Annotated in this window: 7 protein-coding genes; all 7 read left to right on the top strand. The window is 35.8% G+C overall.

What is annotated here, in order from left to right; genetic code table 11:
• The first annotated feature begins 83 nt into the window (after window positions 1–83).
• The 7 genes from F887_RS00960 to F887_RS00990 all read left to right on the top strand — a co-directional run bounded on the left by F887_RS00960 (window position 84) and on the right by F887_RS00990 (window position 11,737).
• Complete coding sequence (locus F887_RS00960) at window positions 84–980, top strand: recombination directionality factor (protein WP_005297480.1); 897 nt, start codon at window positions 84–86, stop codon at window positions 978–980.
• Between the two features lie 89 nt (window positions 981–1,069).
• Window positions 1,070–1,300, top strand: coding sequence for a helix-turn-helix transcriptional regulator (locus tag F887_RS00965; protein ID WP_005297479.1), 231 nt, complete (start codon window positions 1,070–1,072; stop codon window positions 1,298–1,300).
• A 62-nt stretch (window positions 1,301–1,362) separates the two neighbouring features.
• Window positions 1,363–2,385, top strand: coding sequence for a competence protein CoiA family protein (locus tag F887_RS00970; protein ID WP_005297476.1), 1,023 nt, complete (start codon window positions 1,363–1,365; stop codon window positions 2,383–2,385).
• A gap of 45 nt (window positions 2,386–2,430) precedes the next feature.
• Window positions 2,431–5,289 carry an SNF2-related protein gene (locus F887_RS00975; protein WP_005297474.1) on the top strand — a complete coding sequence of 953 codons (2,859 nt, stop codon included), beginning with the start codon at window positions 2,431–2,433 and terminating at the stop codon, window positions 5,287–5,289.
• Window positions 5,290–7,098: an AIPR family protein gene (locus tag F887_RS00980; RefSeq protein WP_005297472.1), complete on the top strand. Its 1,809-nt coding sequence runs from the start codon at window positions 5,290–5,292 to the stop codon at window positions 7,096–7,098. It abuts the gene before it with no gap.
• Window positions 7,095–8,939: a site-specific DNA-methyltransferase gene (locus F887_RS00985; RefSeq protein ID WP_005297470.1), complete on the top strand. Its 1,845-nt coding sequence runs from the start codon at window positions 7,095–7,097 to the stop codon at window positions 8,937–8,939. Before F887_RS00980 ends, F887_RS00985 begins: the two co-directional genes overlap by 4 nt.
• The gene (locus F887_RS00990) at window positions 8,936–11,737 is read left to right on the top strand and encodes a DEAD/DEAH box helicase (protein WP_005297468.1); all 2,802 of its coding nucleotides are present in this window, start codon (window positions 8,936–8,938) and stop codon (window positions 11,735–11,737) included. The genes F887_RS00985 and F887_RS00990 overlap by 4 nt, the downstream gene beginning before the upstream one ends.
• The last annotated feature ends 50 nt before the right edge of the window (window positions 11,738–11,787 follow it).

Genomic DNA, 11,787 nt, shown 5'->3' with positions numbered 1-11,787 from the left:
AACAGGTATGGGATTTTTTTATGCCCTAAATTTTATTGAACCCATTCAATGCTTATTTATACATCTATATAGAGGACATTGCCATGATTAAAGGTCTCGCAATCACACCACCCGTACTCGGTCGTATCAGTATCGGCAAGATCGTGGAAAAGAACGGCAAACGTCTGCCTGAAAAAGATGATCAGTTTACCATTACCAGCCAAATCCAAAACAAGGATGGCTGGGTGAAGCATCCATTGGATGAACAACTACGAGCCAAGGCACAAAACCAAAAATTGAGAACCATACCCGTAAGAATGATCTTTAATGATCCTGAACTGAATCTACGAGCAGAGTACAGCCTGTTTGACCGACAAACTGGACGATTAATTTGTTCAGGCAATGGTGAAAGCTGCCAGCGTCTTGGACAAAACGGCATTGAACAACATCCATGTCCATCACCTGATCTTTGCCCACTGGCTCAAGGTGGGCTGTGTAAGCCTTACGGCAGACTTTACGTCAATCTGGACGAATCGGATGAGTTGGGTACATTTATCTTTAGAACCACAGGTTTTAATAGTATTCGAACCTTGGCAGCAAGGCTTAGTTATTATCATGCAGCATCAGGTGACTTACTTTCATGTCTGCCATTGCAACTCACTCTGAGAGGTAAAAGCACCACACAAAGCTATCGCACCCCAATCTATTACGTGGATCTGACTTTACGTGATGGTGTCAACTTACAGGAGGCAATTAGCTCAGCCAAACAGATTGATCAGCAGAGCAAGGCAGCAGGGTTTTATCAGGAGGCTTTAGATCATGTGGCACGGCAGGGTTATGGCAATGCCAGTTTTGAGGTTGGTGGAGAAGAGGGGCTGGATATTGTTGAGGAGTTTTATGCAGATGAGTCTAAAACAGAGCAGCCTCAGCAAACACATGATTTAACCCATGTTCAGGATATCAAGAAAGGGTTGCAGCAGTCGGTTCAGGCTTTGAATTGAATGGGGGGGAAGCAGGACGTTTTTTCTTACAGCGAGCTCTATTATTTGAGCGAAATTGCGCTCGCATCATTGATTGGGAGAAAAACATCATGAATGCGTTCACAGGTCAAACTTTTCAGATGAATCAAATCATTAATATCAAGCATGTCGTTGAATTTACTGCTCTTAGTCGATCAAAAATCTATGAGATGATCAACAAAGAGTCAAAGTATTATGATCCTACATTTCCTCAACCTGTACGGTTAACAGAAATGCGCATCGGCTGGTCGGCTTGGGAAATTCATCAGTGGATTGAGGCTAAGATGGAAGAGCGAGAATAATGGGAGCTTTTGCTCCCTTATTTTTTTGGTTATTATTGATATAAAACAATAATTGGAAGAATATGGCACGTTATCAATATGCTAAAGATCAATTGGGGCAAGTAATCAGAGCTATTGATTTGGTTGGTAAAGAGCAACAGTCAGATTTCACATGTTTAGGCTGTAATAATATTTTAATAGCTAAAGTGAATGGAAAAATAAAACAACCACATTTTGCACATAAAAGTATTCAAGAGTGCAATGGTGAAACATATTTGCATCGTTTGGGCAAACAGGTTTTTTTTGATGTCTATCAAAAATGTTTAGAGGAAAATGAACCTTTTTATATTACTTTTCATGTTTCTAAGAAATGCAATAAATTCAGAAGAAGTATTCGTAAGAATTGTGATCTTGGATTTATTGAAAAGAAGTTTGATCTGACCGAATATTTCTCAATTATTGAAGTTGAGAAGAAAGAGGAAAATTTTATTCCAGATTTATTACTTTCTAGAGCAAATTTTCCAGAAGACAATATTTATATTGAAATTGCCGTAACGCACTTTTTGAGTGAGAAAAAACAAAGCTCAGGAAAACGTATTATAGAAATAAGAATTGATTCTGAAGAAGATATAGATCAAATATATCAAGCAAATTTAGAGCCTCATGGTGCATTGTTTTTAGGCTTTAATCAGGGAGGTACCTCACTTACTGATGCTGAATGCAAATGTTTACGCAAGCAATTTTTTAGCTTCTATGTTTGGGATTCAGGTAAGTCTTTTTTAGAGCTCGCTTATTTGTCAGACATTGAAGCAAAGCTAGCTAAGTACAAGGATAAAATTATCTATAGTAATATCATTGAAACAGATTTAGAGTTTGTGAATTCTACCGTATATGTCGGTTATGCTCATGGTGATATATTCTTAGACCAGTTAAAGTTGGCAGCTCATAACAAAGTTCCTATCAAGAATTGTTTTTTGTGTAGATATAGTGGGAATAACTGGGATTATGCAAATAATCAGCCCATCTTTTGTAAAGCTAAAAAATTTAAATGTGGGTCAAATCAGGCAGCTGAATGTGATTGGTACAAGCCTGAAAAACTATTTTAAAAATGCTAAGATATTTATTATTTCTTAATTACAAAACATACGGTTATGTTATCCAAGCTTTCTGATCAACAAAAACTATATTTATCTTGGATTTTAACAAAGAAGTCTGCTGATAATTCTATTGATTCACTTGCCTCAACATTGATTGATTCACAAGTTGATCTGAATCCACATCAAGTGGATGCAGCTTTATTCGCCTTTAAAAATCCTTTAGCGCAAGGTGTATTGCTTGCAGATGAAGTGGGTCTAGGTAAAACCATTGAAGCTGGTTTGGTAATTGCTCAGACTTGGGCAGAGCGAAAAAAACGTATTTTGGTCATTACACCTGCTAATCTTAGAAAACAATGGTATCAGGAGCTTTATGACAAGTTTGGCTTGAAGGCTGTTATTTTTGAAGCGAAGATTTACAATCAACTTAAAAAAGAAGGTAGCACAAAACCTTTTATTCAAGATGACATTATTATCTGTTCTTATCAGTTTGCAAAATCCAAAGCAAATGACATAAAGAATATTACTTGGGATTTGGTTGTAATAGATGAAGCACATCGCCTGAGAAATGTTTATAAAAAACAAAATATAACTGCAAATGTGATCAAGCAATCTTTAGAGCATGTTCACAACAAAGTATTATTAACTGCAACCCCATTACAAAACTCTTTATTAGAGCTTTATGGTTTGGTGAGTATTTTGGATGAACGAGTCTTTGGAGACTTAGAAAGTTTTAAAAGTCAATTTATTACAGGGGATAAAGACCTAACACTTCCTCAACTTCGAGCAAGATTAGCAACGGTATGCAAACGAACTTTAAGACAACAGGTACAGCCTTTTGTTTCGTATACAGCACGACGTGCAATTGTTCAGGACTTTACGCCATCAAAAGAAGAACAACAATTAAGAGAATTAGTTGCTGACTATTTACGTCGCCCTAATTTACAAGCATTACCTGTTGGGCAAAGACAGTTGATTTCTCTTGTGTTGTGGAAGTTACTCGCTTCATCAACTCAAGCGATTGCTGGTGCTTTAGCCACAATGATTACTCGTCTAGAAAAGAAATTGCTTGATCAAGATTCTAATATTTTGGATGAATTGGATGATGACTATGAAGCTTTGACCGAATCTGGAGATGACTATGAAGAGCTTCTTGAGGAAGATGAAATTTTATCTGCTCAGGAAAAGCAAGCCATTGAGCTGGAAATTGCTGAGCTTAAAGAGTTTCAATCTTTAGCCGTAAATATTAAACAGCAGTCTAAAGGGCAAGCTTTACTTACAGCATTAGAAACTGCATTTGAGGCTTTGCAAGAGTTAGGTGCAGAAAGAAAAGCAATTATTTTCACTGAGTCGAAACGGACTCAAGAATATCTCACTGAATTGCTGAGAGGTACATCTTATTTTGATGGCTTAGTTTTATTTAATGGCACCAATAATGATGATAAAGCGAAGAAAATCTATAAGGAATGGATTGAACGATATAAAGGAACAGATCGTGTCACAGGTGCGAAGTCAGCAGATACACGTGCTGCATTAGTAGATTACTTCAGAGAAAAAGGTTCTGTCATGATTGCCACAGAAGCTGGTGCTGAAGGGATTAACTTACAGTTTTGTTCTTTGATCATTAACTATGATTTGCCATGGAATCCACAGCGTATTGAGCAACGTATTGGACGTTGTCATCGTTATGGGCAAAAGCATGATGTAGTGGTTGTAAATTTTGTTGATCGTAGTAATGAAGCTGATTCTCGTGTCTATGATTTATTGTCTGAAAAGTTTCAACTCTTTGATGGAGTTTTTGGTGCAAGTGATGAAATTTTAGGCACAATTGGTTCAGGTGTGGACTTTGAAAAAAGAATTGCAGAAATATATCAAGAATGTCGTGATCCGAAAGAAATTGCACAAAGCTTTGAAAATTTACAGAATGAGCTTTCAGCTGAAATTAATGAAGCAATGCTGAATACTCGTAATTTGCTGATGAATCATTTTGATGAGAATGTTCTTTATCGTATTAAGTCTGATGCTATTCAGATTAGGCAGACCTATGAGCAATATTTATTGGCATTGCTCAATGATGAATTTACCTGTCATGAGGCAAATGTTGTATTTGATGAAAATGGTTTCCAATTGAATGATGCAATTACGATTGATGGAACTTCATTCAATATTGGTCGTTATGATTTAGCCAAAACAAATACACATGAACATGTCATACGTTTAAATCATCCTTTTGTTCAATCTTTATTAGATCGATTTAAGGCACAAATGCTAAAGCCTGCAAAATTGGTATTTGATTATGATGCATATGGCTTACAGGTATCCAGTTTAAAGCCGTTCATCGGTAATTCAGGTTTTTTAATTGCTGAGTTATTAGAAGTTTCTAGTCTTGGTCGTCTTGAGCAACATCTTGTTTTGAGTGCGATGACTAATTCAGGTGAACTTTTGGCGGATGATGATCCTGAGAAACTTTTAAAATTACCGATGAAATCTCAAGCTGATATGGCTCAAATTGTATTGCCTGAGAAGATATGTTTAGAGCAAGAAAATTGTAAGAACAGGATTCTTGAGGAAGTCAATGTCCGAAACCTTGGATTGTTTGATCAGGAAATTATTAAGCTCGATGGTTGGGCAGATGATTTGAAAAATGGTCTTGAGGTTGAGATTAAGGAAATTGATAAAGCGATTAAAGAAGCAAGAAAGTCAGCAACGATTGCAGCTTCATTACAAGATAAGTTGAATTGGCAAAAGACACAGCGTGAATTAGAAACGAAGCGGACTAAATTGCGTCGTGATTTATTTGATCGACAAGATGAAATTGATATCCAGCGTAATGAGTTGATTGGTCAATTAGAGGGGCAGCTTGAACAGCAAGTTCAAGTGAAGAAGTTATTTGAAATTGAATGGGAAATTATTTAAATGCCAGCTTTGAGAGCAGATTTATTAGCTATTTTAAAGAAAGAATTGAGCACTCATTATCTTCATCACTTACCCCCTTTGCTAGATCAAAGTAGACCGATTGAGGAACAAAATGAAAAAAATATAGCAAGAGCATTTAGTGCTTTTACTTTGCGAGCACTATGTAATGCTTCTGTTGTGGAAAGTGCCAGAGCAGTTATCGATGATTTTAACGATAATGGCATTGATGCGATTTATTTTGAATCAACCTCAAAGGTTTTGTATTTGGTTCAAAGTAAATTAAAAGCGACTGAAGAATTTAAACAAACAGAAGCACAAGCTTATGTTGATGGCTTAAGACAATTGTTAAATTTTGAATTTAATTCATTTAATCAAAATGTTACGAATCGTTTGTCTGAGATTCAAAGTGCACTTAACGATGCTGAAACAATAAAATTAGTTGTTTGTTATACAGGGAATCAAGTTTCGACGCATGCTAAAGATTGCTTAGAACGTTTTATTGTAACTGAATCCCAGAATGAGGATCGGTTACAGTCAGAAATTATATATTTTGATTCTTCGAATGTGAAAGAGTGTTTGGATAAACAACATAGCTATCCAACAGTTTCTGAAAAAATTAACTTTTATAATGTCATCAATATTCAGACTCCAAGGAAAACTTTATATGGACAAGTTAAGCTAAAAGATCTAGTTCAACTACATGAGCGACATTCATTTGCTTTATACCAAAAAAACATTCGTTATTTCATTGGTGGTAATACTGGTCCTAATAGAGCAATTAAAAATACTTTGAATCAAGAAGCGAATAATTTTTTCTTATATAACAATGGAATAACAGCTTTGTGTTCTCATTTTGAAAGTGCCGGTTCTTTAGGTGGGAATAATAGAAAATATAAAATCCTAAATATATCAGTTGTTAATGGTGCTCAAACTATTGCAACAGCATATGATTTTTATAAAGAAAATGGAGATCAGATTTCAGATGATGCAAAAGTTTTAGTTACGGTAATTCAAGCAGATTCAGCGCATGATATTGGTAAAAAAATTACTCAAAATCGTAATAATCAAAATCCAGTAGATTTAACAGATTTTGTAGCATTAGATAATCAGCAAGAAAGATTGAGACGAGAAATTAAGTACTGGGGACATGAGTACTTCTACCGGCCTACGGAATTATCTTATACTGCACAAGCTATTACAGTGGATGAAGCGATGCGCTCTTTGGCAATGTTAGACAAAAACTCCACATATCCAATCAAACTTAAAAACAATGCAACATTGATGCTTGATTTAAATTCACAAGATTATCAGCAAGTATTTTCTAACACTTTAACAGGTCTAAAATTACTGAATACTGTTTTGTTATATAGACATTTTAATCATATTTGGAATGGATATATTCAATCTGCAAGTGGGCAGGAAAAGCTAATATATAAGCATGCGAATTATGTAGCATTTTATATTTTTTCAAAACGCTTCAAGAAAGAATTGGATAAACCAGTTTTAGCTTCAATGACTAATCTCCCCGTAAGTGTTAGTGCTGAATTAGATGCCTTAAGGCTATTAACCTTTAATAAAACAAGTTCAAGATTAGCAGGTGATTCACCTCATAAATTCTTTAAAAATTCCTCATCTGTTATAAATGTTTTAATAGATGTAATGATTGAGCATTTTGGTAAAACAGCGGACACTAATGTTTTAGGTATGGTGACTACGTCTAATTCAAATGAAAGCTATCCAAAGGCAAATTTGGTAAACTACCTAACAGACAATGCTCCACAATTGACTTTAGGAACGGGGACACCATGACCAAAACAAAACTTGAACTGACTTGGATTGGTAAAGACAAACGACCACGCCTAGAGCCACGCATTTTGCTTGAAGATTTTTCACTTTCTTACCATGCAACGAACAAAGTTTCAGAAAACGATATTTTTGATAATAAGCTAATTTTTGGCGATAACCTACTTGCACTTAAAGCATTAGAACGTGAGTATGCCGGCAAAGTTAAGTGTATCTATATTGACCCGCCATACAATACTGGACAAGCATTTGATCATTATGATGATGGACTGGAGCATTCAATTTGGCTTTCTCTAATGAAAGAGCGCTTTGAAATTTTAAAAAATCTTTTGACAGTTGATGGAGTTTTTTTCTGTCAATTAAATGATGATGAGCTGGCTTACTGTAAAGTATTGTTAGATGAGGTATTTGGGCGTAGTAATTTTCTAAATCAAGTCTCTGTAAAAATGAAGCAAACCTCTGGGGCTTCGGGAGGAGGGGAAGACAAAAGATTAAAGAAAAATGTCGAATATATTCTTATTTATACTAAGGATAAAGACAGTGATTTAGGATTTAAAAAATTTAATGATGTCTATGATGAAGAGGATTTGTTTGAAGTTATTGGGCAAATGCGTGATGAAGGCAAAAGCTGGAAGTATACTCGAGTAATAAAAGACTTTGGTGAGAGGAAGTTTTTAAAAACAATTCTTGATGGTTCTGGTGAGCCTATTGATATCTTTATCCATGAAAATGTTGAAATAGAACCTATTTCTCAAATTATTAAAAAAGAGAAGATTACAGAACAAGAATGCTATGTAAAATACTTTGATAAAATTTTTCGTGATACGAATGCTCAGAGTTCTATACGTACTAGAGTGATGGATGCAATCAATGGCGAACATGATTTTGTTAGTATTGAATATGTGCCTAAATCAGGGAAAAGTAAGGGAAGAAAGACTACTTTGTATTATAAGGGAAATAACTGTGACTTAATTGCATGGTTAAGAGATGTTGCAGTAAAAAAAGGGAATAAGCTGGTAAAGCTAGAAAAGGCTGGTACTTATTGGGATGGTTTTCCACTAAATAATTTAACAAAAGAAGGTGGGGTTGTGTTTCCTAATGGGAAAAAACCAGAAGCTCTAATTCAAAAAGTACTTGAATTATCCACTGAACCGAATGATTTAGTTTTGGATTCTTTCGGGGGTTCTGGAACAACAGGTGCTGTTGCCCATAAGATGGGACGCCGTTGGATTATGGTCGAGCTAGGTGAGCATTGCCATACTCATATCATTCCTCGGTTACAGAAAGTTATAAATGGGAAGGACACAGGAGGAATTACAAAAGCCCTTAACTGGAAAGGTGGTGGTGGTTTCCGCTATTACAAACTTGCCCCAAGTCTTATGAAAAAAGACCAATGGGATAATTGGGTTATCAATCCTGAATATAATCAGGAAATGTTGGTTGAAGCCATGTGTAAGTTAGAAGGCTATACCTATACACCATCAGAAACTGAGTACTGGAATCATGGTAGAGGCAGTGAAACAGACTTTATTTATGTTACGACACAGACTTTGACAGATCCGCAGTTACAGGCAATATCTGAGGAAGTTGGTGAAGGTCGTACTTTGCTTATTATTGCGAGTGCTTGGCGCTCTAAAAATATTGATCGTTTTATCAATCTGACTTTAAAGAAAATTCCAAACAGTATTATTAAGGCATGTGAGTGGGGGCATGACGATTATAGTTTGAATGTTCAAAATCTACCGATTTCAGAACCTGATACTGAAGAAAAGACAATAGCGAAAAAAATTAAAAATACGAAAAAACAGAGTCAGGCAATGGGTGACTTATTTGGGGATCAAACATGACAGCATCAATTCAACATTCACAGCGTAACTCTATTGCCCAAGTTGTTAAAGATTTAAAAGCACGTTTGTCTTTGCGTGCACCACAAGCAGAAAGCTTAGAGAAACTAGATGTAGCAATTCAAAATGCCAAAGAATTACTAACAAAGCGAGGACGAGATACTGAAGTTAATGAGCAAATATTAGCAAAGTTACAAACAGTATTCCCAACATTGGCTGATTTCGAAAGAGACTTTCCGAGTATCTGTTTTAGCTTGGCGACAGGCGTGGGGAAAACACGCCTGATGGGTGCTTTTATTGCGTATTTGCATTTGGCTTATGGGATTAATAATTTTTTTGTTTTAGCACCAAACTTAACGATTTACGAAAAATTGATCACAGATTTTACTCCAAATACGCCTAAGTATGTTTTTGCAAATTTGGCACAGTTCAACTTTCAGTCACCTATGATTATTACAGGTGATAATTACGATAGTCGTGATACTGCAACAGCTAGTTTATTAGGTCAAATACGTATAAATGTATTTAATATTTCAAAAATTAATAGCGAAGTTCGTGGCGGTAAAGAACCTCGTATTAAACGTATGCGTGAAGTATTAGGGGAAAGCTATTTTAATCATTTAGCTGGGTTAGATGACTTAGTGCTTTTAATGGATGAGTCGCATCGTTACCGTGCAAGCGCAGGGATTAAAGCGATTAATGAGCTTAATCCATTGATGGGATTGGAAGTAACAGCAACACCATTTGTGGAAACGGCTAAAGGTCCAGTTGCATTTAAAAATGTGGTGATGGATTATCCATTAGCAAGAGCAATGGAAGATGGCTTTGTGAAAGAGCCTGCTGTGGTGACCCAGCGAGACTTTAATCCCAAAGGATTCAGTACTGAACAATTAGAAGAAATTAAGCTTAAAGATGGTATTCGCTTACATGAAATGACTAAAGTACATTTAATTAACTATGCCCAAAATACAGGTCAGCCAAAAGTTAAACCATTTGTTCTCATTATTGCACGTGATACGACACATGCGGCACAGTTAAAAGAAAGAATTGAGTCGGATGAGTTCTTTAAAGGTCAATATAAAGATAAAGTGATTCAGGTTGATAGTAGTACGAAAGAAGAAGAGACTACCCAACGATTATTGTCAGTTGAAGATTCAAATGAACCGACAGAAATTGTCATTCATGTAAATATGTTGAAAGAAGGTTGGGACGTCACAAACCTTTATACGATCATCCCATTACGTGCTGCAAATGCACGTACTCTTGTAGAGCAGTCAATTGGGCGTGGGTTGCGTCTGCCTTATGGAAAGCGTACAGGTATAGAAGAAGTAGATCGCCTGAGTATTGTAGCGCATGACCGATTCCAAGATATTGTAGATGAAGCGAATCGAGAAGATTCTATCCTAAAATTAAAAACCTATATTCTTGAACCTGAAAATGAAGAGCAAGAGGTCATCAGTGTAACAAGTACATCTCGTTTAGATCTGCTGTTAGGTACGGGGCACAGTCTGCAAACTGATACTCAAGAAACAGTCACTATTCAAGATCAGGTTGAGCTGAATGATCAAAAGACCAATAAGACAAAGCTGAAAGTTGATTTGGATTTAACTGATCCGAATGTAATTCAGGCAATTCAGCAAGTGAAGAAAGAGATTCAAGCACAAGCAAAAAATACTGAAACAGTAAAACATAGTGAAGATTTAACTCGTCACGAAGTTCAAGCACAAATGACGGCAAATGTACTCAAAGCGATACAAGCAAATGTCTCGAACATAGTGCAGGAATTAGATTTTGGTGAAGAGCAGAGCAGTAAAAATATTCCATCCGAAGAAGAAGTGCTTAAAATTGTTCAGCAGGTTACTGAAGTGCATATCCAGAATACTATTGATATTCCTCGTATTTCAGTAACACCTTCTGATGATGTAACTACAGGATTTAATTCATTTAATCTTGAGGTTCAAGGGTTGCATTTGCAGCCACAAGATCGTGAATTGATTGGTCAAAACTTAAGTAATAATCAGATTTTCAGTATTAAGGCTGATGAAGCTTTAAATGAAAAGAGTCCTCAAGATCGCATCGTTTATGCGTTGATCGATTTCGATGATATCGACTATTTTACTCAGGCAGACTTGTTGTATGACTTATCGAATCAAATGGTAGATTATTTTAAAACCTACTTAACTGATGAAGAGGTAATACAAGTTGTCGAACAGAATTATCAAACGATCGCCAATAATATCCATGGTCAAATGCAGGATCATCATTGGGAAAATGCATCAAATTATAATGTTGTAATTAACCGCAGTTTTGTTGAGCTGAAACAGCCAAGTTTTACAGCAATAAAGGAAATTCCTCCTCAATCCATACGAGTAACGCCCGTTAAAGGAATACCGATTAAAAAATTGCTTTTTACGGGTTTCTCAAAATGTCTTATGGTCTTTCAAAAGTTTGATTCAGATACAGAAAGACGTTTTGCAATTATTTTGGAAAGAGATAGTAATAAATGGTTTAAGCCAGCTAAAGGACAATTCCAAATTTATTATAATTTTCAAGGAGCACAGCCTGAATATATTCCAGACTTTGTAGTTGAGACGGAAAAGTATTATTTGCTCGCTGAAACAAAAGCAGAAAATGAAATGACTTCGGAAGAGGTAATTATAAAGGCTCAAGCTGGAAATGAGTGGTGTAAGAATGCCTCAAAAGTGTCGACTAAACCTTGGCATTATTTATTGATTCCACACAATGAAGTAGTCGAAAGTAAAAGGTTAGATGACTATTTGCGATTTAAAGTGAATGGATAAATTGAGATGCTTAAGAGGTTTTCTCTTAAGCATAAATTCTATATGTTAAG

It is taken from the genome of Acinetobacter sp. NIPH 2100, from assembly GCF_000369805.1.
Taxonomy (GTDB): Bacteria; Pseudomonadota; Gammaproteobacteria; order Pseudomonadales; family Moraxellaceae; genus Acinetobacter.
This window is presented reverse-complemented; position numbering and strand designations above follow the sequence as displayed.

What these genes read in the sequence shown, in the direction of transcription:
- F887_RS00960 (WP_005297480.1), top strand. Translation starts at nt 84, where the DNA reads ATGATTAAAGGTCTCGCAATCACACCACCCGTACTCGGTCGTATCAGT.
- F887_RS00965 (WP_005297479.1), top strand. Translation starts at nt 1,070, where the DNA reads ATGAATGCGTTCACAGGTCAAACTTTTCAGATGAATCAAATCATTAAT.
- F887_RS00970 (WP_005297476.1), top strand. Translation starts at nt 1,363, where the DNA reads ATGGCACGTTATCAATATGCTAAAGATCAATTGGGGCAAGTAATCAGA.
- F887_RS00975 (WP_005297474.1), top strand. Translation starts at nt 2,431, where the DNA reads ATGTTATCCAAGCTTTCTGATCAACAAAAACTATATTTATCTTGGATT.
- F887_RS00980 (WP_005297472.1), top strand. Translation starts at nt 5,290, where the DNA reads ATGCCAGCTTTGAGAGCAGATTTATTAGCTATTTTAAAGAAAGAATTG.
- F887_RS00985 (WP_005297470.1), top strand. Translation starts at nt 7,095, where the DNA reads ATGACCAAAACAAAACTTGAACTGACTTGGATTGGTAAAGACAAACGA.
- F887_RS00990 (WP_005297468.1), top strand. Translation starts at nt 8,936, where the DNA reads ATGACAGCATCAATTCAACATTCACAGCGTAACTCTATTGCCCAAGTT.